General features: G+C 62.0%; 26 protein-coding genes and 1 tRNA gene. 12 read left to right on the top strand and 15 right to left on the bottom strand.

The genetic code is table 11. From position 1 onward, the window contains the following. Positions 1–79: 79 nt before the first annotated feature. The gene (locus NKH21_RS28375) at positions 80–835 is read left to right on the top strand and encodes a heme ABC transporter permease (protein ID WP_352525380.1); all 756 of its coding nucleotides are present in this window, start codon (positions 80–82) and stop codon (positions 833–835) included. Between the two features lie 38 nt (positions 836–873). Here NKH21_RS28375 and NKH21_RS28380 read toward each other — a convergent pair whose 3' ends face one another. Together NKH21_RS28380 and NKH21_RS28385 are read right to left on the bottom strand one after the other, a co-directional pair. Then, the gene (locus tag NKH21_RS28380) at positions 874–1,167 is read right to left on the bottom strand and encodes a hypothetical protein (protein WP_352869166.1); all 294 of its coding nucleotides are present in this window, start codon (positions 1,165–1,167) and stop codon (positions 874–876) included. Then, on the bottom strand, positions 1,164–2,222 hold the full coding sequence (locus NKH21_RS28385) for a D-TA family PLP-dependent enzyme (RefSeq protein WP_352662960.1): 1,059 nt from the start codon (positions 2,220–2,222) through the stop codon (positions 1,164–1,166). The genes NKH21_RS28380 and NKH21_RS28385 overlap by 4 nt, the downstream gene beginning before the upstream one ends. 146 nt (positions 2,223–2,368) lie before the next feature. Here NKH21_RS28385 and NKH21_RS28390 point away from each other — a divergent pair, with 146 nt between their 5' ends. Continuing rightward, positions 2,369–3,055, top strand: a complete 687-nt coding sequence (locus NKH21_RS28390) for a D-lyxose/D-mannose family sugar isomerase (protein ID WP_352662957.1) — start codon at positions 2,369–2,371, stop codon at positions 3,053–3,055. A gap of 42 nt (positions 3,056–3,097) precedes the next feature. Here the strand turns inward: NKH21_RS28390 and NKH21_RS28395 are convergent, their stop codons facing one another. The 7 genes from NKH21_RS28395 to NKH21_RS28425 are packed head-to-tail and all read right to left on the bottom strand — an operon-like array spanning position 3,098 to position 9,350. Beyond that, positions 3,098–3,373, bottom strand: a complete 276-nt coding sequence (locus tag NKH21_RS28395; protein ID WP_352662954.1) for a hypothetical protein — start codon at positions 3,371–3,373, stop codon at positions 3,098–3,100. Between the two features lie 20 nt (positions 3,374–3,393). Beyond that, positions 3,394–4,260, bottom strand: coding sequence for an RDD family protein (locus NKH21_RS28400; RefSeq protein WP_352662951.1), 867 nt, complete (start codon positions 4,258–4,260; stop codon positions 3,394–3,396). Next, entirely contained in the window at positions 4,247–5,278 is a 1,032-nt protein-coding gene (locus tag NKH21_RS28405; protein ID WP_352869171.1) for a stage II sporulation protein M, read from the bottom strand. Before NKH21_RS28405 ends, NKH21_RS28400 begins: the two co-directional genes overlap by 14 nt. After that, positions 5,275–6,582 carry a DUF58 domain-containing protein gene (locus tag NKH21_RS28410; RefSeq protein WP_352662945.1) on the bottom strand — a complete coding sequence of 436 codons (1,308 nt, stop codon included), beginning with the start codon at positions 6,580–6,582 and terminating at the stop codon, positions 5,275–5,277. The genes NKH21_RS28405 and NKH21_RS28410 overlap by 4 nt, the downstream gene beginning before the upstream one ends. After that, positions 6,579–7,535: an AAA family ATPase gene (locus tag NKH21_RS28415; RefSeq protein ID WP_352869173.1), complete on the bottom strand. Its 957-nt coding sequence runs from the start codon at positions 7,533–7,535 to the stop codon at positions 6,579–6,581. Before NKH21_RS28415 ends, NKH21_RS28410 begins: the two co-directional genes overlap by 4 nt. Then, entirely contained in the window at positions 7,522–8,721 is a 1,200-nt protein-coding gene (locus tag NKH21_RS28420; protein ID WP_352869176.1) for a DUF4350 domain-containing protein, read from the bottom strand. The genes NKH21_RS28415 and NKH21_RS28420 overlap by 14 nt, the downstream gene beginning before the upstream one ends. Beyond that, positions 8,718–9,350, bottom strand: coding sequence for a DUF4129 domain-containing protein (locus NKH21_RS28425; RefSeq protein WP_352869179.1), 633 nt, complete (start codon positions 9,348–9,350; stop codon positions 8,718–8,720). The genes NKH21_RS28420 and NKH21_RS28425 overlap by 4 nt, the downstream gene beginning before the upstream one ends. A 143-nt stretch (positions 9,351–9,493) precedes the next feature. Here NKH21_RS28425 and NKH21_RS28430 point away from each other — a divergent pair, with 143 nt between their 5' ends. Next, a complete protein-coding gene (locus NKH21_RS28430; protein ID WP_352662935.1) occupies positions 9,494–10,273 on the top strand; it encodes a hypothetical protein in 780 nt (259 codons plus the stop codon). 47 nt (positions 10,274–10,320) lie between these two features. Here the strand turns inward: NKH21_RS28430 and NKH21_RS28435 are convergent, their stop codons facing one another. The 3 genes from NKH21_RS28435 to NKH21_RS28445 are packed head-to-tail and all read right to left on the bottom strand — an operon-like array spanning position 10,321 to position 13,057. Beyond that, positions 10,321–11,100, bottom strand: coding sequence for an N-formylglutamate amidohydrolase (locus NKH21_RS28435; RefSeq protein ID WP_352662932.1), 780 nt, complete (start codon positions 11,098–11,100; stop codon positions 10,321–10,323). Continuing rightward, positions 11,100–12,413, bottom strand: a complete 1,314-nt coding sequence (locus NKH21_RS28440; RefSeq protein ID WP_352869182.1) for a type I glutamate--ammonia ligase — start codon at positions 12,411–12,413, stop codon at positions 11,100–11,102. The genes NKH21_RS28435 and NKH21_RS28440 overlap by 1 nt, the downstream gene beginning before the upstream one ends. Beyond that, positions 12,410–13,057: a cysteine hydrolase family protein gene (locus tag NKH21_RS28445; protein ID WP_352662926.1), complete on the bottom strand. Its 648-nt coding sequence runs from the start codon at positions 13,055–13,057 to the stop codon at positions 12,410–12,412. Before NKH21_RS28445 ends, NKH21_RS28440 begins: the two co-directional genes overlap by 4 nt. Positions 13,058–13,209: 152 nt before the next feature. Between NKH21_RS28445 and NKH21_RS28450 the strand changes: the two genes are divergently transcribed. The 7 genes from NKH21_RS28450 to NKH21_RS28480 all read left to right on the top strand — a co-directional run bounded on the left by NKH21_RS28450 (position 13,210) and on the right by NKH21_RS28480 (position 20,572). Then, the gene (locus NKH21_RS28450) at positions 13,210–13,932 is read left to right on the top strand and encodes a LuxR family transcriptional regulator (RefSeq protein ID WP_352662923.1); all 723 of its coding nucleotides are present in this window, start codon (positions 13,210–13,212) and stop codon (positions 13,930–13,932) included. 84 nt (positions 13,933–14,016) lie between these two features. Further along, a complete protein-coding gene (locus NKH21_RS28455) occupies positions 14,017–14,673 on the top strand; it encodes an acyl-homoserine-lactone synthase (protein ID WP_352662920.1) in 657 nt (218 codons plus the stop codon). A 157-nt stretch (positions 14,674–14,830) separates the two neighbouring features. Further along, complete coding sequence (locus NKH21_RS28460) at positions 14,831–15,136, top strand: hypothetical protein (RefSeq protein ID WP_352662917.1); 306 nt, start codon at positions 14,831–14,833, stop codon at positions 15,134–15,136. A gap of 510 nt (positions 15,137–15,646) precedes the next feature. Next, complete coding sequence (locus NKH21_RS28465) at positions 15,647–15,922, top strand: hypothetical protein (protein WP_352662914.1); 276 nt, start codon at positions 15,647–15,649, stop codon at positions 15,920–15,922. 321 nt (positions 15,923–16,243) lie between these two features. Beyond that, on the top strand, positions 16,244–17,848 hold the full coding sequence (locus NKH21_RS28470) for a vanadium-dependent haloperoxidase (RefSeq protein ID WP_352662911.1): 1,605 nt from the start codon (positions 16,244–16,246) through the stop codon (positions 17,846–17,848). Positions 17,849–18,286: 438 nt separating this feature from the next. Continuing rightward, on the top strand, positions 18,287–19,222 hold the full coding sequence (locus tag NKH21_RS28475; RefSeq protein ID WP_352662908.1) for a ferritin-like domain-containing protein: 936 nt from the start codon (positions 18,287–18,289) through the stop codon (positions 19,220–19,222). A gap of 708 nt (positions 19,223–19,930) precedes the next feature. Beyond that, positions 19,931–20,572, top strand: coding sequence for a peroxiredoxin-like family protein (locus NKH21_RS28480; protein WP_127206661.1), 642 nt, complete (start codon positions 19,931–19,933; stop codon positions 20,570–20,572). An 83-nt stretch (positions 20,573–20,655) separates the two neighbouring features. On the opposite strand, the gene NKH21_RS28485 is transcribed toward NKH21_RS28480, so the two are convergent. Together NKH21_RS28485 and NKH21_RS28490 are read right to left on the bottom strand one after the other, a co-directional pair. Further along, positions 20,656–20,729 (bottom strand) — tRNA-Gln (locus tag NKH21_RS28485). Positions 20,730–20,848: 119 nt separating this feature from the next. Continuing rightward, on the bottom strand, positions 20,849–21,781 hold the full coding sequence (locus NKH21_RS28490; protein WP_352869188.1) for a lysylphosphatidylglycerol synthase domain-containing protein: 933 nt from the start codon (positions 21,779–21,781) through the stop codon (positions 20,849–20,851). 298 nt (positions 21,782–22,079) lie between these two features. Here NKH21_RS28490 and NKH21_RS28495 point away from each other — a divergent pair, with 298 nt between their 5' ends. Both NKH21_RS28495 and NKH21_RS28500 read left to right on the top strand, forming a co-directional pair. Beyond that, entirely contained in the window at positions 22,080–23,480 is a 1,401-nt protein-coding gene (locus NKH21_RS28495) for a Ppx/GppA phosphatase family protein (protein WP_352662902.1), read from the top strand. Next, positions 23,477–24,187 carry an RlmE family RNA methyltransferase gene (locus NKH21_RS28500; protein WP_352662899.1) on the top strand — a complete coding sequence of 237 codons (711 nt, stop codon included), beginning with the start codon at positions 23,477–23,479 and terminating at the stop codon, positions 24,185–24,187. The genes NKH21_RS28495 and NKH21_RS28500 overlap by 4 nt, the downstream gene beginning before the upstream one ends. Positions 24,188–24,399: 212 nt before the next feature. Here the strand turns inward: NKH21_RS28500 and NKH21_RS28510 are convergent, their stop codons facing one another. Beyond that, positions 24,400–25,821: an MFS transporter gene (locus NKH21_RS28510; protein WP_352662896.1), complete on the bottom strand. Its 1,422-nt coding sequence runs from the start codon at positions 25,819–25,821 to the stop codon at positions 24,400–24,402. Between the last annotated feature and the right edge of the window lie 31 nt (positions 25,822–25,852).

Raw genomic sequence — 25,852 nt, forward strand, 5'->3', positions numbered from 1 at the left:
CCCGCCCCCCCGCCCCCCCCCCCCCCCCCCCCCGCCGCTGTGGTTGCCGCAACTCCGCCGGCGGTCTATGTAAAGCCGCATGAGCGACACGACTTCACGCCTCTCCGGCTGGATGGACCTTGCCAACCCGACGCGGTTCGTCGGGCTGGCCGACAAGGTCGTGCCGTGGCTGGCGAGCGTGGCCGCCATAATCCTCGCTGTCGGTCTCTATATGAGCTTCACGGCGCCTGAGGATTTCCAGCAGGGCATCACCGTGCGCATCATGTATATCCACGTGCCTTTCGCCTGGCTTGCCATGATGTGCTACACGCTGATGGCGGTCTCGGCGCTTGGCACGCTGGTCTGGCGCCATCCGCTGGCCGACGTGGCGCTGAAATCGGCGGCACCGATCGGCGCCGTCTTCACCGCCCTTGCGCTGATCACCGGTTCGATCTGGGGCAAGCCGATGTGGGGCACCTGGTGGGTGTGGGACGCCCGGCTGACCTCGGTCTTCATCCTGTTCCTGATGTATCTCGGCATCATCGCGCTGACCCGCGCGCTAGACGATGCCGGGCGCGCCGCCTGGGCCGCCGCCATCATCACCCTGGTCGGCTTCATCAACATCCCGATCATCAAATTTTCGGTCGACTGGTGGAACACGCTGCATCAGCCGGCTTCGGTGTTCCGGCTTGGTGGGCCGACCATCGATCCGAGCCTGTTGTGGCCGTTGCTGGTCATGGCCGTCGGCTTCACAGTCCTGTTCTTTGCGCTGCATCTGATGGCGATGCGCACCGAGATCCGGCGCCGCCGCGTCATTTCGATGCGCCGCGTCGCGGCAAGGCAGGCCGAGCGGTAGTAGACGCCGACCGGCTAACACCGTCCCGGGTGCCCTTGTCAGTCTGGCTTTCTGTCAAAGTATCCGGTCGATCTCAGGCTCTCCAGAGTTCTCACAATTTCCTCGTAGGAAAAATCGCCTAGAACAAAAGTATCTCTGTCTACGTGATGGTATCCTGCCCGAGATATGGAATCAGATGCCTCCTGCATCAGGCGTTGTTTTGAAATGAATTCGAAGCGATAAATCCGCTCGCTCGAAACGACATAGACGTCGCTGCACCATTCTTTTTGACGAAGCTCAAACTTTCTTACGTCGTCGATTCCGTATTCCCAGTGGATTGCAAAATTACTCATTGCATCCGCCCGCGCGCCGCGACCGGCAGCGTCTCGATCACCTTGTCGCCTTCGATCAGATGCACCTCGTCGAACAGGTTGGTGACGACGCAGCAATGGTCGGGCACGACGCGCACGCGCTCGCCGATGCGAAGCTCGGCGCCGCCCGAAAGTGTGACGTTGCCGTGCTCTTCGCTGAGGCTGGTCACACTTGCGCCTGAAATGCCCAGCAGCTCGCCGAAATCGGCGAGCCCCAGCGTGTCGCTGGACAGGGCCTTGCTGCCGGCGTCGAGGATGGCGCGTGTCGGCGTTGGATGGCTGACCACCGTCGACAGTACCGTCAATGCGCAATCGTCGAGACTGCCGACGCCTTTGGCGACCTGGTAGCGGTCGAGATAGATGTAGGTGCCGGGGCGGTATTCGGTAACGACGCTATCCTCGCCGGAACGCCACATGTCGGGCGTGCCGCCGCTGGAGATGCGCTGGCATTCAAGGCCGGATGCGGCAAGCGCTTGCTGCGCATCGGCGAGCCATGCCTCGGTCTCGGCGGCGCGGCCCGCCCCCGGGTAGGTCATCAAGCCGCCGAAGACGAGCCCTCGGACCTTGCCGATCTCGCTCGCCAGCGCGACTGCCTCGCCGGCCGACTGCACACCGCAGCGGCCTATGCCGGTGTCGCATTCGACCAGCACCGGCAGGCGGTGGCCGGGATCGGTAAAGGTGGCGGCAAGTCCCATCAGCGTGTCCATGCTGTCGGTTGTCACCGACAGGGTTACGCGGTCATGCAGCGCCTTGAGGCGCTCCAGCTTGGCCCGCCCGAGGATATTGTAGGGCAGAAAGATGTCGGTCAGTCCGGCATCGGCCATGATTTCGGCCTCGCCGATCTTCTGGCAGGTGATGCCGATGGCGCCGGCCGCGACCTGCTTCTTCGCCCAGTAGGGCAGCTTGTGGGTCTTGATGTGCGGCCGGAGCTTCAGCCCGTGCCGGTCGGCATGGGCCTGCGCCCGCGCGATATTGGCTTCGGCGCGGCCGGCGTCGATCAGGATCGCCGGCGTATCGAGGTCGTCTATGCTGCGCATGGTCTCACCATCGGAAAATTGGTTGACCTTATGGCCCTGATCGGACCGCATGTCATGAGGCCAGCGACAGCAGTTTGCATCGACACCGGATTGACGTTCGGCTATTGCGTTAGCGCCTCGAAAAGCGACGGGAAGGAACCACGATTATGAAACGCTCCGCCATCAACGACATCATCCGTGACGCCGACGCCTTCATCCGCTCGTTCGGCTACATCATGCCGCCCTTCGCCTACTGGAGCCCCGAAGAGATGAAGGCGCGCCGGCAGGATTCGTCGGCCATCTTCTCCTCCCGGCTCGGCTGGGACATCACCGATTACGGCCAGGAGAAATTCGACGAACTCGGCCTGTTCCTGTTCACCGTCCGCAACGGCCGCTACGAGGACATGAAGAAGGGCATGGGCATGCTCTATGCCGAGAAGATCATGATCTCGCGCAAGGACCAGTTGTCGCCGATGCATCGCCACAACATCAAGGCCGAAGACATCATCAACCGTGGCGGCGGCAAACTGGTGCTGGAGTTGTTCATGCACGATCGCGATGGCGGCATCGATCCGAAGGCCGAAGTATCGGTGCCTGTCGACGGAACCATCCACAGGCTGCCCGCGGGTGGACTGCTGAAGCTCGACCCGGGCCAGAGCGTCACTTTGCTGCCGGGTGTCTGGCACGCCTTCTGGGCCGAGGGCAAGGACGTGCTGATCGGCGAGGTTTCGACCGTCAACGACGATCTAACCGACAACGTCTTCCGCGAACCGATCGGCCGCTTCGCGGACATCGACGAGAACACAGCACCGCTGCATTTGCTGGTGTCCGACTACGAGAAGTGGGTGGGGTAGGGCAGAAGAGTCGGCAGGATTGTCGAAAAAAGGACCACGAATTCAATTCGTGCGATTAGCAATTCCACGTAGCCTGCGGACTTCGGCGATCAGGCGAGGGATGTCCTGGCGAGCGGCGGCAATGAAATCCTGGTCGGCAATCGTCGCGCCAGTCATTTCGATGTCTTCACCTCTATCCGGTCCTTGGCCGGTTTGGACGAAATTCGATCCTCCGGAAAAATCCCGGCCCTCGACCCACGATTTCCACGGGCCAGCCTGGGCCGCGGCAACTCGGGCTTCCATCTGTTGAAGTTCAAGCTCGGATAGAGATGTGTTCATGACAGCCCCGTGGAGCGTTGCTAACGCGCGTGCTTGTCGGCCCTCCGGTTGCCCAGCAGGAGCTTGCGTTCGAGATGCGCCCGCAACTCCCCGTAATACGCCGTCAGGAACGCGCGTGCGTCATGGGCCTGGGGTGCCGCGCCGATCTTGCGTCCGATCGTTTCGGCCACCGTCCGCAATGCGAAATAGTCGTCGCGGCGCAGCACCTCCTCCAGCTTGTGGAGTTCGGCAATTCCGTAGGCATCGAGTTGGGCGTGGCTGAACCGGAAGGCGCCGGCCGCCGGATCCTGCCGGGCCGACAGATCTTCAAGCAAGGCACGCTTCGGCGCTTCGACCACCCAGGTCCCCGCCAGCAGATCGCCGATCCGCATGCGGTCGCGATTGAACAGCGGGAACAAGGCAAACAGCAGCGTCCACACCAGTCCGAAGACCGTCGTCAGCGTGTCGGCAAGGTCGGTCCCGCTGCGTCCGGCGATGATCGACAGCGGCAGGAACACCTCGATCTCGCGCATCAGGTTGCGGGCGATGACCTGGTCGATCGACAGGCCGTCGCCGCTGCGCGACGCGACCCGGATGCCGACGATCCGCTTGCCGGGCGTAGCCGCGCGCCGGCCCGCTTCGAAGACGATGAAGTAGGCGTTGCGCAGAAAGAAGATCAGGATGATCCAGACGACGAAGAGCGGCTGAAATCCCTCGCTGCCAAGGCCGCCCACCCCGAACAGCGCGACGATCGTGATCACGATTGCAGCCACGGCGATGAACACGATGTCGAGAAGGAAGGCGGAGGCCCGCGTGCCGGCGTCGGCCAGCCTGATCCGGAGATCGACGCCTTCGGGCGTGATCAGCGGCCGTATAGCCGCGAAGGCGGCGCGTTTAACGATCGCCATGCCGCACCGCCCGGAACAGATAGAAATAACCGATCCACAGCGCCAGCATGCCACCGCCAATGGCGTAGCGCGTGACGTCGCTGGTGATGGTCTGCCTGCCAATGCCCTCGAGCAGCCCGGCAAACAGCAGCATGATCGAGACCCCGACCATGGCGTTCGCGGCGATGCGTCCGGCGCGAGCCGCTGCCGCCATGCGTGTCAATTCGCCGGGAAAGGCGATGCTGGTGCCGATGCGCATGCCCGCCGCGCCGGCCAAAGAGATTGCGAACAATTCGGTGGTGCCGTGGATGGCCAGCCACCCGCCGAGCTCCATGCCAAGCCCTTTGGACCAATAGACTTGGAACAACGCCCCGATCATGCAGCCATTGAACAGCATCAGCAGCACCGTCGGCACCGCGAAGGCGAAGCCAAGGGCGAAGGCCAGGATTGCGACCTGGACGTTGTGCGTGAACAGATAGGCGGCAAAGCCTGAGAGAAAGCCATTGTCGCCATCATAAAGCATGCCGCGCAGCAGTTCGGCCGAGGTGTCGGGGCCGCGGCCTCCTGCCAGGCCGGGCGGGATGATCGCGTCGAACCAGCTCTTGTCGGATGCCACCAGCCAGGCGCCTGCACCAATGCCGATCACCATCAGCGCAACCGAAACCAATGTCTCGCGCCACAGGTCGCGAATGGCTTCGGGCCAGTCGTGCAGGAAGAAATCGGCGAGGCGCTGCCGCAGCCCACGGCGTGCGCCATAGAGATAGAAATAACCGCGCAACGACAGCGCTTCGAGATAGGCTACCAGCGCGTTGTCGAGCGAGGTCGCCCGTGCCACGGAAAGAGAAGACAGCGCCGATCGGTAGAGCAGGGGCAGCGACAGCAGCTCCTCTTCGGAAAGCGTTCGCGGCGCACGCTTCTCGACACGCGCGAGCAGTGCCTCGAATGCTTTCCAGTCGGCCTCGCGCTCGCGGCGGAAGCTGGCCAGCGACTGGCGTACCGCATCGCCGCGCACCGCATTGCCGGCTACCGGCGCCGTCACAGCAAATCCTCCTGCTTGAACTGCAGATAGTGCTCGACCAGCGCGGGACCGAGCCGGTTGTGGTCAGCTTCGATCACATGTGCCCCGAGCAGGCGCAGGCGGCCGATGACGACCTGCCTTTCGCGCAAGAGCCCTCCGGCAACGATAGCGCGGGCAACGTCCTCGCCGGAGCGTGGCGGCATGTCGGCCAGGCCTTCCAGCTCGGTGTCCTTCATCATCATGAACAGCACGAGATGCCGTTCGGTGAGCCGGCCCACGGTGCGCAGCATCAATTCCGCGCTGATCGGATCGACGAAATCGGTGAAGATGATGACCAGCGAGCGGCGGTCAAGCCTCGCCGCCAGCGTCGTCAACGCCAGCGTGAAGTTGGTCTCCTCGCTGGAATAGTCGATCTCGGCCGCCCGTTTCTGGATCATCGCAAAGCTGGCGGGGCCGCGTACCGCCCCGCTTGAAACGCGCGGCCTTGCATCGAAGCCGAACAGGCTGACCATGTCGCCGCCCTTCAGCGCGATGAATGCCGACAGCAAGGCGGCCGTCACCGCCCGGTCCACCTTCGGCACACCGTCGACCGGCTCGCACATCAGGCGTCCGCTATCGATGGCCAGCACGATGTTGTTGTTCTCCTCGATGCGGAACTCGCGCGCCAAAAGCTTGCCGTGGCGGGCGCTGCGCTTCCAGTCGATCATGCGCCGGCCCATGCCCGGCTGGTAATCCTTGAGCGCGTCGAACTCGCGGCCTTGACCGGCGCGGCGCTGCGCATGGCCTTCGGCAAGCGCCGCATGTTGCAGCAGCGTGATCGCCTCGCCGCGGGCGCTGCTGACGTCGGGCAGCACCGCAACCTTGCTTTCCACCGGCAGCACGACCTGGTTCCAGACCAGCCCGAACGGCCCGTGCCAGCGCACCCAGAGACGGTCGAAGCTGGCGACGCCGCGCCGCAGCGCCTGGAAGCGCAGGTAGAGCGACCCACCTCCGACGGTCGGCTGCAAGGCCCCGCCGCTGCCGTCTACCGGCGCCAGACGCGCATCGTGTCCGACGCGAGCCTCCGCTGCACGCGGCCCCGAGTGACGGGCGGCGATTTGCACGCCGAACTCGCCGCCGACACCGACCTGCTGCGGCGCGTCGATGCTGGCATTCAGTGATGCCCGTCCGCGTCCGGCCGCGGCATCCACCGCCAGGAAGGCAAGCAGCAGGCAGCTCCACAGCAATCCCAGATACCAGAACGACGGCAGTGCCAGCGCGACCAGGAAGGCCGGCACCGCGCCGGCCGCCGCTGCCCATACCGCTCGGCCGCTGGGATAGATCAACGTGGTGCTTCCGTCTGGTCGACCAGGTCGGAGACGATCTGCTCGACCAGGCGGCCATCGATCTGTGCGGCAGGCGAAAGGATGACGCGATGGCGCAGCGCCGGCACTGCCAACGCCTTGACGTCGTCGGGGATCACATAGGCGCGTCCGTCCAGCGCCGCCCGGGCACGCGCCGCCCGCGCCAGCATGGCGCCGGCGCGCGGGCTGGCTCCGACTTCGAGATCGGCATTTTCGCGCGTAGCCCGAACCAGCGCCGCTATGTAACCGACGACATCGTCGATGAGGGTGACGGAGCCGACGACTTCAAGGGCCTCTTGCAGCGTCTCGCGGTTAGTCTGTGCCTTGATGCCATATTGCGCGATGTCGTGCGAGGCGGAGCCGCCGCCGTGATGAACGATGATTGCCCGTTCTTCCTCGGGACCGGGATAGCTGACGCGGTGCTTGAACAGGAAGCGATCGAGCTGCGCCTCGGGCAGGGGATAGACGCCCTGGTGCTCGATCGGATTCTGGGTCGCGACGACCATGAAATTGCGACCGAGCGAATGCGTGGTGCCGTCGAAGGTGACCGCATGCTCCTGCATCGCCTCGAGCAGTGCGGCCTGTGTCTTGGGCGGCGTGCGGTTGATTTCGTCGGCAAGCAGGAGATCGCAGAAGATCGGGCCGCGCGTCAGCGTGAACTGCCCGGTCTGGAAGTTGTAGATGTTCGACCCGACGATATCGCCGGGCATCAGGTCCGGCGTGAACTGGATCCGCCCGTAGGCGATCCCAAGCGCCTGGGCGAAGCAGCGTGCGGTCATGGTCTTGGCCGTGCCGGGCGGACCTTCGAGCAGGATATGCCCGCCCGCAAACAAGGCGGTCAGCATCAGGTCGACCGTATCGCGCTGCCCGGTAATCGCCTTGGCCACTTCTTCCCTGATCCGTGTCGCCAGGGCCTTCACATCATCGACGTTCACCGAGCCTCCTTGCCGTCCAGTCGTGCAGCCGTTCTGCTGCCTGTTGCATCTGCGTCAGGTTCTTCGCCTCGCCGGCGGCTTGCGAACGCGTCGTGAAACCGCCAGCTTGCTCCTTATCGCGAGAGTCGAGCCAGTGGTCGAGCGCTTTGCCTTGCAACCCTTGCGGTGCCCCGAGCAGCGCGCCGGCGCGTACCCGCATCAAGGCCGCATAGCGGCCTCCCAGCTCGTCCAGCCGGCCGGCCCGCCGCATGAGCATCGCCGGCGTATCGACCAGCGCACGCTTGCCGAAGGCAATCGCGCGCTGGTCGGCGCGCGGCGGCCCGAACCGGCCAAGGCCATGCAGGAACGCCAGCGCCGCAGCGATCAGGATCGTCAGTGTCAGCGCCAGGAACGGCGGCTCGACCAGGAGCTTGGCCAGATCATACTTTCGCCCCGCGCCGTGCAGCGTCAGATCGAACATCACCGGGCCGTCGTCGGGTTGGAGCAAGGCAATCAGCCCGAGCGCGGCTGCTGCCTTTTCGGGATCCTTGAGAGCGGCGTTGTTGATCAGGTCGGGGTCGGTCAGGATGTAGAACGGCTTGTCGTCTAGTTCGGTAAGCACAGCCTTGTCATTGCCGGCTGCGATGAGAGGGTACTTGTCGGCCACCCACTGCAATTCTTCGGGTGCGGCAACCATGTTGCCTTCGATGTCGAGTTGCTTTGCCGTGCCCTGGCCAGCACCGATCTTCGCATCGGCAATGCGGCCAAGCCATTCGTTCACCACCGAACCGGGCAATCGCCCGAATTTCATGTTCCAGCCTTCATGCCCCTGGAGCGGCAGGATCTGCCATTTGGGCAGCACGAAGAGCGTGTTCTGGTCCTGGCGAAGTTTCAGGATGTGGTCGAGCGCCTCCGGATCGCTGTCGGGCGAAATGGTGACGATCAGCAGCATGTCGGTGCCGAGATCGTCCTCGGTCCGCGCCATCAAGGGCGCTTCGCCGGTGAGCCGCAGCCATTCCGCCAGGCCGGCGTAGCCGACGCCGCTTTTCGACAGCGGCGTGGCGCCGCCATTGCCGGGCTGCCGGAAATCGGGGGCATAGGTGGACAGCAGGAAGAAACCGGCCGCCGCAAGCAGGCTGGCGAAAATCCCCCAAAACAGTGTCCTTCGATTGAATGGCTCCTGTGCCTCGACCGCTGGTGCACTCACGTCCAGGCATCCCGGAAGGCGAAACGTTCATAGGCGCCGCGTGCTTGCCGCCAGCCTTCCGCGCCGACCGGCCGGCGCGCGAACAGCGCCGCCTCGACAATGCGGGCGATCTCGGTAAACGCATGGCGTGCCCTTCCCGGCAGGGAAGGGGCATTGGCGATGTCGCGCGCGGTGAGCGACGGGCGCAGGAAGTCCGGCAGCCGGCCGGCAATATCGGCGACGCTGCGCCGAAGCAAAAGGTGAACCGCCTCGTCATAGTCGCCGCGCACGGCCAGCGCATCCGCTTGAGATAGCAGGACCTGCGCGGCGCTGGCGTCTGGGCGCCAGGTCTCTTCGGTTTCGGCCTCGGGCCGAGCGCGCTGCCACGGCAGCCGCCAGGCGATGCCTTTCACCTCGAGGAAGACCAAAAGCAGGATGATTGCGACGCCCGATATCACCGCCCCCCAGAACAGATAGATCATGTAGGGGCCGAGCCACGACAAAAAGTCCTGCAGCGGCTTCAGCCACTCGGGCGGCTTCGGCGGCACATAGGCCGGCAGGTCGAACTGGATCGACGCATCGGCGATCAGCTGCTTGTGCAGATTGGTCAGCCGTTCGGCTTCCGCTGTGCCTGGCTGTGCCAACGCCACCCGCTCCCCTGCAACCTGTGGTTCCCAGCCGACACTGACAATGCAGCACAAGAATTGCAAGTGGGCTGGACGGCGACCACCAATCTTGGCAGATTTACCAGCGGGGCCGCCAGCCATGTGGCGGTGAGGCAGGGGGAAGCATCATGACATCAGTGACACTGGAACGGCCTGAGAAATTCCAGATTGGCCGGGTGTTCAACAATAGCTTTGCGGTCATTGGCCGCAATGCAGGGCTCTGCCTGGGGCTTGCCGCGGTATTTTCGGGCCTGCCAACACTTGTTTTTCAGCTTTGGGTTTTGACTCGGCTCGCAATGGTTACCCCGGTGCCTGCCTCGATTGAGCCAATTTTCGTGTGGAGCTATTCCAGCGTCGCGATAGGCTTCGGGCTGGTTTCCTACATTCTTTCATTGTTGCTCCAGGCATCGCTGGTGCGTGCAACCATCGAGGACTTGAATGGCAAGCAGCCTTCGTTCGGTGATTGCATCGCGAAAGCGGTCTCCTTTCTGTTGCCGACACTCGCGATTGCTCTGCTGGTCGGTTTGGGCGCGGGCATCGGTTTTATGCTGCTTATCGTGCCTGGCATCATGTTGGCGCTCCGCTGGTCGGTCGCAGTGCCAGCGTTGGTGCAAGAGCGGCTCGGCGTATTCGGCAGCATGGCGCGCAGCCGCGATCTGACCAAGGGAAGCCGCTGGGCGCTGTTCGGCCTGTTCCTTATCCTGATCATCGCCGTGGTGACCATTCAGTTGGCGCTTGGCGCCGCAATCGCCCTGTTTGGAGGAGGGATGGTAGGTGCTGTCGTGGACGCATTGGTGACGAGCGTAACGTCGATGGTGATGTCGATTGCTACTGCGGTAAGCTATGTCGAGCTGCGTCAGGTCAAGGAAGGCACCAGCGTCGAAGAACTGTCGCAAATCTTCTCATAGCGGCAAGGGATCTGGCCGCCTTCATCGCATCGGGAAGCCGAACTTGTTCAGGAAGTCTTCCTCCGCTGCGCCGGCAACGCTGCGGCCAGCCGCTTCGCCCATTCCTCGATGCCGGAGCGGCCCGCCAGCAGGTCCTGCCTGATCTCGATGAGGACGGCCGGAATGCCGCGATCGTCGCCATGGACCGGTATGGCGTAGTCGCCGTCGCGGCTGATCACGTAGGGCTCGTTTGCCGCGGCATTGAGCGCACTATCGGCGCGCAGGCCGGCAAGCATTGCCTGGCCGAAGTCGATTGCCCGGTCGTAAAGCACGCCGGCATGCCAGGCACGCGCAATACCGAGGAAGACCGGCGTGAAGGAGTGGATCGTCGCGATCCGCGTCGCTCTGCCCTGCTTCGCCCGCTCGTCTAGGTGGGCGGCCACGCGGTCATGAAACGGCGTGAACATGATCTTGGCGCGCCGGCTTCGTTCCTCAGGATCGAGGCCGACATTGCCGGGGATGCCGGTGTCTTCCGACAGCACCGGAATGCTGCCGCTGGAACCAAGCGGCCGGTTGAGATCGATCAAAAGCCGCGAATAGGAGCTGAGGAAAGCCGGAGCATCGAGCAGCTTCGACAGAGCGCGGGTCACTTCGGCGGCGCCGATGTCCCAGGCGATGTGGCGCTGCAAATCGCTGCTGTCGAGACCGAGCCTCGCATACTCGGCCGGAACATGATTGGACGCATGCTCGCATATCAGAACGATATCGGAACGGCCCGTTTCGTTGATCGCTTCGACGGCGGGTGGCCAACCCTGAGGCTGGATGGCACTGGCAAGCCGCGCAGCCATCAATAGAGCGTCCGGTAGACATCGCAGACAGCCACTGGATCAAGCCCGGCAAGGCGCTCGGTCTCATGCCGCTTGAGGCCGACAAAGGTCTCGACGAACACCGGCGCGAACCATCCGGTCACGGTCTTGTCGGCGACCAGCGCGTCGAGTGCCGCAGGCAGCGTTTCCGGCAGCCGTACGAGCCCTAGCTTCTTGCGCTCGGCAACGCTCATCTGCGTCGGGTCGCCCGAGACCAGCGGCGGCGCCGGCAGCTTGGCCTTCAGCCCCTCCAGCCCGGCGCGCACGATTGCCGCCAGCGACAGATAGGGATTGCCGGTGGCGTCGGCTGCCCGGTATTCGATGTTGTACTGCCGCGCCGGATCGCGCCCGCCGATCGTCACCGCCGGGCAGATGCGCAGGCTCGCCTCGCGGTCGCGGTCGGCAAGCCAGGTGTAGGACGAGCTCCAGCTGTGCGGTTTCAGCCGGTAGTAGGACGACACGCTCGCCGCCGTCATGGCGGTGATTGCGGGCAGGTGGCGGAGCACGCCTGCGCAGAACGAAGCGGTCTGGCCGGAAAGGCCGCCAGGCTGGGCGGGGTCGTAGGTCGCCGGCTTGCCGGCCTCGTCGACGAAACTGAAATGGATGTGGACGCCGTTGCCGACGGCATCCGGCGCGATTTTTGGCGCGAAGCTCGCCCGCCAGCCGGCACATCGCGCGACTTCGCGCGCGATCTCGCGGATGGCGACTGCGCGATCGGCCGCGGCAAGCGCATCGGCTGGCTCGCATGTCACCTCGAATTGGTCGGTGCCGAATTCGGCGATCACCACTTCGGGCGCGACGCCGGCTTCCGCCAGCGCCGCCATCAGATTGGCGGCGAACGGATCGGTGCGGCGCAATGCGGCTAACGACATCGAATGAGCCGGGCCAAAGTCGCCCTCGATGTGGAATTCATGCTCGAAGGCGGCGATGACCGAAAGCCCGGTCGCCGCCCTCAATTCCGCCAGCGCATCGCTCAGCATGGTCCGCGTGCAGCCCACCCACGGGCCGCCGTCGAGTTCGACGATGTTGCCGGCGACCATGTCGAACGGCGTCGCCGATCCGGTCAGCGCCGTGCGGAACCGTGCGTTGAGATCGGGAACGAGCCGCACATCGCCTGACGAGCCCCACGGATTGGGGTCGACGATCGAATTGAACGGCGTCAGCGACAGGTTGGCCTGCAGCCAGCCGACACCGGTCGCAGCGATCTTCTGCAGCCTGCTTTCGACGACCGAGCGGCCGCGCGTGATCGCCGAAAGGTCGGTGGTGACGACGGCAACGAGCGGTTCGACGGTCATGCAGCTTTTCCCAAGGCTTCGAAACGGGCAGTAACGATGGCGGTGTCGGCGACCCAGCAATAGCCGCCGAAGGCCTTGAGCGCGCCATCATGGCGCTCCTGCGAGGCGGCGGCGCAAGCGTCCGATACGCAGGTGACGAGGTAGCCGCGATCGGCGGCATCGCGCACCGCCATGTCGACGCACTGGTCGGTCATGATGCCGGCGACGATCAGGTAGCGAACGCCGAGGTTTTTCAAGACATAGTCGATGTTGGTCGAGTTGAAGACGCCCGACGATGTCTTCGGCAGCATGATCTCGTCGCCGACCGGTGTCAGCGACGGCACCGGCAGGCCCTCCGGCCGGCTCGGCGCGATATGGATCGGCGTCAGCTTGTGGTCGAGCGAGCGGTCGCGGCCGTCTTCTGTCAGGCTCTGGATGATGGTGTGGATCACCTCGACGCCGTTGGCCCGCGCCGCGGCCAGCAGGCGCTCCTGGTTGGGGATCGTTTGCGACGCCGTCTGCCGGTAGAAATAGTGATCGGGACCGTGCTCCGGATGCGCCGGATCTGCGCCGGGCTCCAGCCAGACGCGCTGCATGTCGACTAAGAGCAGCGCGGTCTCGCCGGCCCGGAACGGCTCGTTTCGTTTCGGCAGTGATGGCGTCATGCGTTCTGGTCCTGCTTTGCTGATCACGATCCGGCTGATTTAGCTGATTTTGGTGCACGCGTCCTGCGTGGCGGACACACTTATTGGGAGTATTCGAAGTCGCTAATTTGAGTTAAACTTTGTTTTCGGGCGTGGAGACGGGGGTCTCTGTCATGATCGATTCAGACGTGTTCGACTTTGTCGAACGCTGCAGGAAACATACAGCCACCGGGCCGCTGCTGAGCGACCTTCTTGATACCGTGAGGAATCTCGGCTTCGAGCACCTTATCCTGAGCGGGGTTCCGCTCAGTGGCCAGAAACTTGCACCGATGGTCGAACTGAATGGCTGGCCGGCCGGCTGGTTCGAACGCTATGTCGAGGCCGAGCACGCCGCGGTCGACGGTGTTTGCATCTACTCGGCAAAGACCCTGAAGCCGTTCCTTTGGTCCGAAGTTCCGGCAAAGTGGTCGGATACGGAAGGTTCACGACGGGTCGCCGGCGAGGCGACGGAGTTCGGCATCTGGAGCGGCTTCGCTGTGCCAATGCTCAGCATTCACCATTGGCAATCCGTGCTGTCGTTTGCCTCTTCGGCGAAGTCCTGCACCCTTTCGCCGCGCCATCAAGTGCAACTGGTGACGATGGCGGTGTATGCCGGCATGTCGATCCAGGCCTTGGCGGATGACTATGATGACGATGAAGGCATGCTGACCGACCGTGAGAAAGAGGTGCTGCTCTGGGCCGCGGCCGGCAAGACCTCGTCGGAAACATCCCAGATCCTCGGTCTGACCGAGCGCACCGTCAAATGGCACTCCACCCGTGCCAGGGAAGCGTTTGGCGTCGCAACGACCACGCAAGCGGTCGTCGAAGCGGTGCGCCGGCGCCTGATCCACCCCTAAACGCGTCAACTGTCCCATCGGACAGGTGACGTACATTAGCGAGGCTGCAAATATCACCGGTGAGAACGATCGGGGGATCGCGCCATGATAACAGCCCACGTAGTCAACGCGCATAACAAGCATCTCTACGAAAATGAATTCGACGAATTTCTGCGCCGGCGGCACGATTTCTTCGTGCATCAAAAACGTTGGCGCCCTCCGAGCCCGGATGGTCGCGAGCTGGATCAATTCGATACAGACGCGGCGACATACCTGCTGGGCATTGAAGACGATCGCGTAGTGACTTCGGCTCGATTGATCCCAACGAGCGAGCCGCACATGGTCTCGGAGGTTTTTTCTCACATGTGCGAAAAATCGGGCGTCCCAAGGCGTCCCGATTGGGCCGAATGGACCCGCACATTCGTCGTTCCCGACAAGCGAACTGCCGGACTGAGGGGAACGCTGACGCAGCTGTGCTGCGCGGTGATGGAATACGCACTCGACGAGGGACTCAGCGCCGTCGGCGGCGTCCAGGAAACCTACTTCATGCCGCACCACGGCGCGCTGAAGTGGCGCGCCGAGCCGATGGGCATGGCCAGGGAAGAAAACGGCGAGTGGTACATCGTCGCGTATATCGAGGTGAACGAGGCGGCGCTGGCGAGTGTGCGGAAGATACTTGGGATTGGGCATTCGTTGCTTGTGAGGCGTGGGATTCAATTGCCGTTCATTGATAACGCTCTGAGGCTTGGTAACGCAGCCTAGGTCGACCAAACCGGCCGGCTAGGCCGAAAAAGCGGTCTTCGACTGGAGTGCTTGCCTCCACCGGGGTGAGCTTCGGCAATAATGTGTAGGATGTGCTTGCCGATTTTGAATATTGTGCAACCACCACATTACGTGAACTTGATGAGGAACTTAGACGATGAAAGTATTGATTGGATCTTTTGCTGTCATGCTTGCGGCGTACAGCCAGGCCAACGCCGACCCCTGCTATATTGAATATACACGCCGTGACTGTGGGGTAGGGACTTTTGGAGACTCGGCATATCAAAAGAATAATTCACGCGATCATACTTATAAAATAACTTCCACGATGACAAAGAATGGATCTTTTTTTCGCAACGACATAAACACGGTCTCGGCAGGAGATCGCGCGTATGTTGGATGCACCCGCGGGGAGGGTACAGATTACTATTCATTTGCAATTGTAGGATGTGAGCAGCAATAGCCATTGAAGGAGGGATTACGCTTATGGAAACTCGGCTAACCCGCGCCTCTCTCGCGTTTTGGGCACTGTTTGGGATTGGGATCACCGTATGTCCGACTTTCGGCGCAGACAACCTTGTGTGTGGTGAGCCTTACGGGTTGCGAAACGGTGAACCCATTTCCAGTGCAATCGCCATTGTGGATCCTGGCCAAGCGAAAGACTTGTGTGCCGATGCGCCCAAGGGCAGTGAAGTCGTACAGCTGAGATGCACGACAAGGCTGGATACACAACATGGGTCATTCTACAGATGTGAGCTTGGGAAAGATTGTATAAACAAAGGGGTGTTCTCCAGCCCCACGAGGAAGGGGGATAAGATCTGCATACACTACAGCAATTCTGGCTCTGTGAAGCATCATGCCGGGTTCAGTATGGCGCTGAAATAGTGCACTCAACCAGCGCGGCGTGCATTTTTGCTTGTCCAGACATTCTTCTTAGTCACCTTGTTAAGATTGTGCGCAATGAGCCCGCGCGATGACAGTGACAGTGCGCTATTTTCTTTTCGCCGCCTGCTTCGTTCGTTTCACGGCTTTGCCGATTTGCCTGGCGATGCTCTCGGCCCACGGGTGGATCGAAAACCGTGACATCGGCGACGCGGCGATACTCGATGAGCAGTTTTTGTGGATGGGCTTCGGGCGTGAAAACACTTTGGCACGCCCGTACGGTGCTGGGGGATGCGGCAGACCGGGAACGCAGGAAACGTATACTATGCCCCGGGGCGACATGGTAGAAAGTGCACCGTTACCGTAATTCGAGTGGTACATCGTCGCTTATGTCGAGGTGAATGAGCCGGCGCTGGCGACTGTACGGACGATACTTGGGATTGGGCATTCGTTGCTGATTCGGCGGGGGCGAAGCTGCCTTTTATCGAGCGTGAAAGAAGCCTGAGGCAAGTCGCTTCATGCTTAAATATTCGAAGGCAAGTACCGATATACTGGTGCACGTGCACGGCATAGTCCGTGGCATGTCGAAACTGTGAGCTGACGCGATTAAGACTTCTTTTCGCCTGCTCAAATCAAATCCGAATTTCGTCCGAAGTTAAAGAAATTAGTTATCCAGGGAGGGGAAATTATGGACCGTCGTACGTTTATTAAAGTGCTCCCGGCAGCGGGATTTACTACCGTAGCCGCAAGTGCCTATGGACAGGAAACACACCTTGATGATGCGAGCCGGAGGGAATTCGAAGATCTGTTGGCAACGCAGGACGAGATGCGACGCCATCTTTTTGCAATCACCGATACCGAGATTCTCCCGGAGGGGCCTCTTGACCGGGTCTACTACTGGAACAACGTAGGGCTCAATATATCCGCGATCGACCATACCCCGGCCGCGGACCAATTGGACGGGGGCGGCTCGAGTGCACCGGACCCGCGCCGGTTTGGTGAGCAGCTTGGTCCGCATCGGTCCTCATACGCAATGGCAGTTGCTCAGATAGCCGTCTTTGAGGCAGTCAATGCGTTCCCCAAGAGCGCAAATTCGAAGAAATATCAGAGCTATACCGGCTTCAGCAGCGCGCCATCAGCGCCTGCGGACGCATCGTTGGACGGTGCGATCGCCCAGGCTATGCATGATGCCCTCGCGCACCTGTACCCGTTCAAGGCAGCTGATGTTCGCAGTGTCTTGGACAGAGATATTGCCCGCATGTCCGGTACATCACCGACGGGCGACAAGATCGACATTGGGGCTGGACGCAAGATCGGTCAGGCGGCGGCGAAATCCATCATCGAGAAACGAAAGGATGACGGGACAAACCACCAAGAGATCAAATTCGCCGATCTGCCACCGGACAATGGGCCCCTAAAATGGTCGATTGATCCTGTCAGCAAGATTGAGACGGCACTCGGCGCTAAATGGAAAGACGTGACACCGTTCTTGCTGATGAAAGGCGATCAGTTCCGGCTCCCCGATCCGCCCAAACTCAACGATGCGCGGTATATTGCGGCGTTCGACGAGGTAAAGGACATCGGAAAGAAGGGCGTTTATCCGATGGACACCTCGCGAAAGAAGGGTGAGACGTTCCGCGCAATCTTCTGGGGCTATGACGGGACGCCAAATCTCTGCGCGCCCCCACGTCTATACAATCAGCTGGTGAGGACTATTACCGCTGATAAAAAAATATCCGATCCCGCAGAATTGGCTAGGATATTGGCTCTTTGCAACACAGCAATGGCCGATGCAGCGATTGCGGCTTGGGATTCCAAATTCACGCATCGCTACTGGCGCCCAGTAACCGGCATTCGCTGGCCAGGAATGGAAGGGGATGCAAAGGGGGATGCATCCAATGTGCCGGACCCGACGTGGGAACCGCTCGGATCGCCCAATACGGATTCGAAGAAGGCCAACTTTACCCCTCCTTTCCCCGCGTACCCGTCCGGCCATGCAACTTTCGGGGGAGCGCTGTTCCAGGTTTTGCGGATGATTTTCAAGGACACCGGCGACGATACTCCCTTCGTGCTCGTGTCAGATGAGTTCAACGGCAAGCACAAAGGGGTCAATGACGCAAAACCCCGGCGATATTTGCCGCTTTCATTCGTGGCTTTGCAGGATGCTGAGTTTGAAAATGCCTTCAGCCGTGTGTGGTTGGGTGTTCATTGGCGGCAGGATGGCGAGGACGGCATCCAGCTTGGTAACAAAGTCGGCAACTGGGCATTCCAGAATGGTTTTGCAGAGGTCTAGCCTCTGTCTCATCGAGCGGCTTCAGCGCCCGAACAAAGCAAGCAGAGGCCTCTCAGCGACGTTTACTGTGAAACTACGGTGACAGTGCACTATTTTCTTTTCGCCGCGTGCCTCGTTTTCCGGGTTTCACGTGTTGCCGATGCCCGGCGATGCTCGGCCCACGGGTGCACCGATAACCGCGACATCGACGACGCGGCAATACTCGATGAGCAGTTCTTGTGGAACACATAGTGCTCGGACGTGAAGACACCTTGGCCCGCCCGTACGGCGCTGGGTACGCGGCAGACCTGGAACGCCGGCAGGTGCACCATGCTGCGGCGGCGGCGACATGGTAAAAGTGCACTGTCGCCGTAATTCCGATCAGCCTGAGAAGTGCACTTCTTTGGATTGAGATCTCCGTGCCGGGAAACGGCGGAGCATCGAGCATGGAGATAATTAATGAAAAGTATTGAGCAATATGTAAGAACGGGCATTTCTGCGCTAGAAGAGCTGCAGGCCGCATTGAAGATTGCCATGCAGCTAGAGTTTTCTACAATCCCACCCTATCTTTGCGCTGAGTGGTCGATCAAAACTGATCATGACGGTGTTCGGGGCATGATTCACGATATTGTTGTACAAGAAATGTACCACTTCGCGTTGGCGGGTAACATGCTCACAGCAATTGGCGGCGCAGTCGATGTCGCGAACGCCACGTTTATTCCGAGCTACCCTACAGATGAGTTGCCGGGCGGTATTCCACAGGTGCTGCCGGTCGACCTCCACCCGCTATCAATGGATCAGTTGGCGGTATTCATGCAGATCGAATATCCCGAATTTCCGCCTGTTGCGCTGGGAAAGTCGACCGGTCCGGCGACAATTGGTGAATTTTATGATGCAATAGCTAGTGGTTTTTCGTCCCTGAATCCTACCTTTGATCCGAATGCCTTTTTTGTCGACGTGCCTGATGCGAGCCCGATCAGAAGTGCCGCCGACGCGCAACTTGCGATTGCGAGAATTAAGGGCGAGGGAGAAGGAACGCCAGGCTCGCCTGACCAGCCTCCCGATGATGCAATGCTATTGGCGCACTATTACGTGTTCAAACAGATATTCCTTGGGAAAGGTCTAATTCGGGACTCATCTGGGAAATGGGCTTTCAGCGGCCCTAATATCATCCTTCCCGAAAGCTATAATTTCAGCCAATCTAAGGCCGATGCAGCAATGTCGGCCGCCTTCAATCAGGCCCTGACGGAACTGCTGATTGGGCTTCAGGAATGTTGGACCGCCGGTACGGAGCCCGACGTTGGTGCTATGGGCCAATTGGGGAGACTTGGCCGAACTCTGATAAAAGCGGGAATTCGCCCAGATTTTCTTTGGGACTCCTCTACGGCCAGGTGAGCGGAAGCGAGGCCCTAACGATTGCGCGGTTCGCAAGGCTCACCCTTAAATAAAGAGATGGCTGGGATTCCTGGAAGCTTTTCGAACTTTCTGGGTCGCGCCTCAGCCCGAATTGCAGGCGCTTATGGGACAATTTGGGGCATTAGATTCGGTCTTAGGAAACATTTGAGGAGGCATCGACTTTCTGGCTCGCGGGTGCCTCCCCGGTCGTGAACATCAGCACGAAAGCCACCCTATAGTTCTACGTGCGAACGGCGGCTATGCGCCTCATGTCGGCCGTTGAGGTGATCTTCGCTGTTGCCCGATAGCGGACGTTGCCGGCGACCACCTTGGACGTCGTTGTTGCGCCATTTCCAGACATTCCCGATGCTTTTCAGGAGCGGACCTTCGTTTATCGTCCGGAACCGACCCGTTGCGACCTTGGGCGTTGCAGACTTGAACCTCCAAATCGAGGTCGGGAACCTGACCTTCAGCGCAAGAGCATTCGGGGGTGCGCTCGCGTGAGGTCATTCACCACATTTGGCGGCGACCCGCAGATGCTTTTTCGTGTTATGATGGGCTTGCAATGCGCGTAATCTCGACCTCGGCAATATGGCAGAGGTCGACAGCTATTGCCTTGGCACAGGAAGCTTTCGCCCCCAGCACTTGATCGCCTCCGAAACGTGGGTGTGCTGCTTTCCCTGACTGACCCGGGCGAGGAGGTTGTCCATGTCCACGAGTAGTGTTGACCGCCCGCTGCAGCCGGGTGACCGGGCACCGAATGTTGTGCTCAATGCGATCTCACGCGAAGGCAAGATCGCACTCGATGATTTTCGAGGCCGTAGCCCGTTGTTGATCGGTTTGTTCCGAGGCCTGCACTGTCCGTTCTGCCGGCGCCATGTCGCGGCGATGGCGCAACTTAAGCCGGCCCTGCGTGAGAAAGGCGTCGAATGCCTGGCGGTGGTCAATACGCCGGTCGAGCGGGCGCGGCTCTATTTCCGTTACCACCCGGCACCCGATCTTCTCGCCGCATCCGACCCGGAGCGCGCCTCGCACCGTGCTTTCGGCTTGCGCGAGGTCGGGATGGACACGGTCATGGCGATACCGTTCCATCTCCCGGGCGAGTTGCCCGAGCCTATGGACGTCATGGCAATGAATGAATTTCTTAACAAGAAGGAAGGATATGAGATTACGGAAGTCGATCAGCAGGCGATGGCTTCCAGCCAGGCGCAGCTTGTCGGTCAGTTCCTAATCGACCGGGCGGGCATCGTACGCTGGAACTTCACTGAAGTTCTGGAGGATGGCCTCAACACCTTCAGAGCGCTGAATCCCGAGGAATTGATGTCGGCAGCTTCCCAAGTTGCACATTAATAGGCTGCGGAAATGGGCTGCTAAAAACTCGCTCGACGGGCACCGTCCTGTGGTGAGCGCAATCGTCCGCAGGGCATCCAGTTTGGCTGGGGAACCTGGATTCGAACCAGGACTAACGGAGTCAGAGTCCGTGGGTCTACCGTTAACCTATTCCCCAGCAGGCGCGGTTGTTGAAAACCGCGCGGGCAGGGCGACGATGTCGCCGCGCGTGCCTTGTAGCCGCCGCCGGAAAATAGTCAACCCTGTGTCTAGGCTCAATCGTCGGCTTCCGGCGCTTCAACTCTCACTCCGGCTGAATTGCGAGCGCTCGAAATAGAGCACCACGCCGAGCGCGATCAGCAGCGGGATGATCAGGTAGAACAGCCGGAATACCAGGAGCGCCGCCAGCACGCCGACCTGGTCCATATGTGACAAGCCGGCGAGGAACACCACCTCGAAGACGCCGAGCCCGCCCGGCGCATGCGAGATCTGCGCGATCGAGAACGACACCAGGAACACGCCGAGCACGATGAAATAGCCGGGATTGCCGGTGGCGGGCAGGGCAAAGAAGATGATCGCCGCCGCGGCCAGCAGCTCGATCGGGCCGACCAGCAATTGCCGCGCCACGATCGGCAGCGCGGGATAGTGCAGCTGAAAGCTGCCAATCCTCAGCGGCCTCAGATGCAGCCAGCTGCCGAAGACATAGGCCGCCACCACGAGCAGCATGGCAAGCCCTGCCGCTTGCGACAGCTTGTGGTGCGGCGTGCCGGAAAACCGGTCGATCACCTCAGGCTCGAGCAGCAGGACGATGCTTGAGACGAACAGCGTCGACAGCACGAAGGTGATCCAGCAGATCGCCACCAGAATGCCGACATCCTGCCCGGTCAGGCCCTTGGTGCCGTAGGCGCGGTAGCGGATCACTGCGCCGGAAAATACCGAGCCGCCGATATTGTGCGACAGCGCGTAGGTGGTGAACGAGCAGAAGGTGACGAACAGCCACGAGACTTTTTTGCCGATGTGCAGCAGCGCGATGTGGTCGTAGCCGGCGAGCGAGGCATAGGCGATGACCGAGCTCAGCGCCGCCAGCACCCAGCCGCGCGCCGGGATGGCGATTATGCCGGCCCAGACGTCGTCGAGCGAGATGCCGCGTAATTCGTGCAGCAACAGCCACAGCGAGAACACCACCGCGGCGATGCCGATGACGGGCCAGAAATAGCGCCTCCAGTTCATGGCGTGAGGATCATGCGTTGCAGCCCGTACCCGTTTTCCGGTTCGCAGCAGGCAAACCGCCCGCGGTCCCGAATGTTTCACCCCTCCATTTCAGAAATGCCTCATTGAAGCCGGCTATTCAACCGGGAACGCTCGCCATCATCGGGCCGAGGGCAGGGGCGAGACAACGCCGCCGGCAAAATTCGCCGCGAGCACTCTTGGTGATCCGGCCCGGCGCTGATAGTCTGGCCGCAACTTGAACATGTAAAAGCGCCTGCTGCGTCCGGTCTCGGTTCGCGCGGCGCCGGAAGGAACGACAGTGGAAGACCACGAAGCCGGCGCTGGTGCGCCGGAAGTGGGCGTGTCCAGGGGTTCGCCGCCGCCCGGCCAGGCAAGCCCATCCGCCGGACGCTACGGCCGTCAGGTGCAGCCCCGGTCCGGCAATGGACAGGCTGGCGACACGTCCCACGATCACAAGGGTCAGAACGGCCCTCATCAGAACGGCAAACCCAAGAAGCGGCGCAAGCGTCGGCGCGGGCGCAAGGTTTTCGCACGCGACGAGGCTCGTCCGGTAATAACAGGCACTTCGGTGCCCGCCGCCGGCGCGCCCCCGGCCGCTCGCCAGCCCCAGCCAGCTGCTTCGATCGCGCCTCCATCTCCAATCACGCAATTGCCTCCAGCCTCGCCAAGGCTGGGGCAAGGTCCCCGCACGCCGCCACCGCTGCAGGAATTGCCGGTATTTGCCGCACTCGACCTCGGTACCAACAATTGCCGCCTGCTAGTCGCGGTGCCGACGCGTCATGGCCAGTTCCGCGTCATCGATGCCTTCTCGCGCATCGTCAGGCTGGGCGAGGGCCTTACCGCCAATGGCCGGCTTGGCGACGCCGCAATGGACCGCGCGGTCGAAGCGCTGAAGATCTGCGGTGACAAATTGCGCAACCGCAAGGTCAGGAAGGCCAGGCTGATCGCCACCGAGGCTTGCCGCACCGCCGCCAACGGCGTCGAGTTCCTCGAGCGCGTCGAGCGCGAGGCCGGCCTGAAGCTCGAGATCATCGACCGCCAGACCGAGGCGCGGCTGGCGGTGTCGGGCTGCGGCTCGCTGGTCGAGCGCGACACGCAAGGCGTCGTGCTGTTCGACATCGGCGGCGGCTCGTCCGAAATCGCGCTGATCGACCTCACTGGTCACCGCTCGCCAAGGCTTGCCAACCATATCGTCTCATGGACATCGCTGCCGGTCGGCGTCGTCTCGCTGGCCGAGCGTTTTGGCGGCCGCACGGTGACGCGCGATATCTTTGGCGCCATGGTCGAGGATGTCGCAATACGGCTGCGTGCCTTCGACGGGCGCGACCGTCTGAGCCACCTCCTGTCTAGCCCGAAATTCCATTTGCTCGGCACCTCGGGTACGGTGACGACGCTGGCCGGCGTTCACCTCGATCTCGAACGCTACGACCGCCGCCGCGTCGACGGGCTGTGGATGGATCGCAACAGCGTTGACCGCATGGTCGAAAAGCTGGTCGGCTGGGATTTCCAGCAGCGCGTCGCCAACCCTTGCATCGGCGCCGACCGCGCCGACCTGGTTCTGGCCGGCTGCGCAATATTGGAGGCGATCCGCGCCGTCTGGCCGTCGGAGCGGCTGCGTGTCGCCGACCGCGGCCTGCGCGAGGGCATATTGAGCGAATTGATGGCCGATGATGGCGTCTGGCGGCGAGGCCGGCAATGACCAAGAAACCGGAAAGACCGAGCTCCGCCGGCATTCGCGTGCTGAAGACGAAGATCAAGAAGAAAAGCGGGCTGAAGGAATCGTCGCGCCGCTGGCTGCAGCGCCACATCAACGATCCTTATGTCCAGCGCTCGAAGGCCGACGGCTATCGCTCGCGCGCGGCCTACAAGCTGATCGAGATCGACGACAAGCACCATTTGCTCAAGCCAGGCATGAAGGTGATCGACCTGGGTGCGGCACCCGGCGGCTGGTGCCAGGTCGCCGCAGCACGTACGAAATCTACCGCGGAACACCCGAACGTCGTCGGCATCGACTATCTCGAGATGGACGCCGTGCCGGGCGCGCCGGTGTTGCTGATGGATTTCCTCGATCCGCAGGCGCCGCAGATGCTGGCCGAGACGCTGGGCGGCCAGCCGGACATCGTGCTCTCCGACATGGCCGCACCCACCACCGGCCACAAGCGGACCGACCACATCCGCACCATGCATCTGTGCGAGGTGGCGGCCGATTTCGCGCTGTCGGTACTGAAGCCGGGCGGGCATTTTCTCGCCAAGACGTTTCAGGGCGGCGCCGAGAACGAATTGCTGGCGAGGCTGAAGCGGAATTTCCGCTCGGTCCATCACGTCAAGCCGCCGGCCTCGCGCGACGAGTCGGTAGAGCTTTATTTGTTGGCGAAGGATTTTAAGGGCGGAAACGGCGCGGCGTGAAAATCGCTCTGTAGCGATCCTTCGCGCCCCCCTCTGTCCTGCCGGACATCTCCCCCACGAGGGGGGAGATTGGCAGCTTCGGCGCGCCGTCTAATCCTGCAACGTTGAACATTGGCGAAGGCCGATGTCACGATCTCCCCCCTCGTGGGGGAGATGTCCGGCAGGACAGAGGGGGGCGCTGTCCCTCCGGCGTCCCTAAGCACGAGCAAAGGTCAACGCCCCGGCGGGCTCACCGGCTCCAGGGTCTTCGGCGGCGTCAGTCGGCCATGTCCCGACACGGCATTGCCGGCGTCCGGCGCCAGCCGCATGAACGACAGCGAGGCCGCCGCCGACACCGCCGCTACGATGAAGAAGGCGGTGTGGAAGTCGCTCAGCGTCAGCGGGCCGCCATGGATCTTGGTCGACACTTCCAGGATGCCGCCGGCCAGCGCCACGCCGAGTGCGATCGCCAACTGCTGGAACACCGCCGTGATCGGCGTCGCCTTGCTGGTGTCGGCGGCCGAAATCTCGGCGTAGGCAAGCGCATTGGTGCCGGTGAAGAACATCGAGCGGATGAAGCCACCGGCGAGCAGCATGGCGAGGATCAGCCCATAGGGCGTGTCGGGTGTGAACAGGCCGTTGATGGCGATGGACGCGGCGGCGATGAGCGAGCCTGAAATCAGCACACGGCGGAAGCCGGCGACCCTGAAGATCAGCGCGGTGACGAATTTCATGCCCATGGCGCCGATTGCCGAGACGAAGGTGATCATGCCGGACTGGAACGGCGTCAGCCCGAAACCGATCTGGAACATCAGCGGCAACAGGAATGGTACGGCACCGATGCCAATGCGGAACAGTCCGCCGCCGAGCACCGACGAGCGGAACACCCGATTGCGAAACAGCTCGAGCGCCAGCAGCGGATTCTTGGCGTGGCGTCCGTGCAGCAGGTAAAGCACCGCCGATGCCAGCCCGACGGCAACGGTGATAAAGCCGGCAGCGGGCGGCAGAGCCGGCAGGCTGACCACCGACAGGCCGAACACAATTCCGGATGCCGCCAGCCCGCTCAGCACGAAGCCGATGAAATCGAGCGGCGGTGTCTCGGCAGGGTCGGTCTTCGGCAGGAAACGCGTGGCCAGCCAGATGCCGATCAGGCCGATCGGCACATTGATCAGAAAAATCCAATGCCAGGAGAAATAGGTCGTGATGAAGCCGCCGACCGGCGGGCCGACCAGGGGGCCGACCAGAGCCGGGACGGTCAGCCACGACATGGCGGCGACGAGTTCGCTTTTCGGCGTCGCGCGTACCAGCACCAGACGCCCGACCGGCGTCATCATGGCGCCGCCAATGCCTTGCAGGAAGCGTGAGACCACGAAAGCCGGCAGCGAATTGGAAATGGCGCACGCGACTGAACCGACGATGAACACGGCGATAGCGGCACGGAAGACATTCTTGGCCCCAAAGCGGTCGGCCATCCAGCCGCTGATCGGAATGAAGATCGCCAGCGATACCAGATAGGCGGTCAAGGCCAGCTTGAGCGCGATCGGGGTGGTGTGGATGTCGATGGCGATCGCCGGCATGGATGTCGCAATGACGGTCGAATCCATGTTTTCCATGAATAGAGCGACCGCCAGGATAAGCGGAATGGTGCGGTTCACGATGGATCCGGCCTTGAAATGTGCGTCGCGA

Origin of the sequence: Mesorhizobium sp. M1329 (genome assembly GCF_040318035.1) — a bacterium.
In the GTDB taxonomy this organism is placed as follows: domain Bacteria; phylum Pseudomonadota; class Alphaproteobacteria; order Rhizobiales; family Rhizobiaceae; genus Mesorhizobium.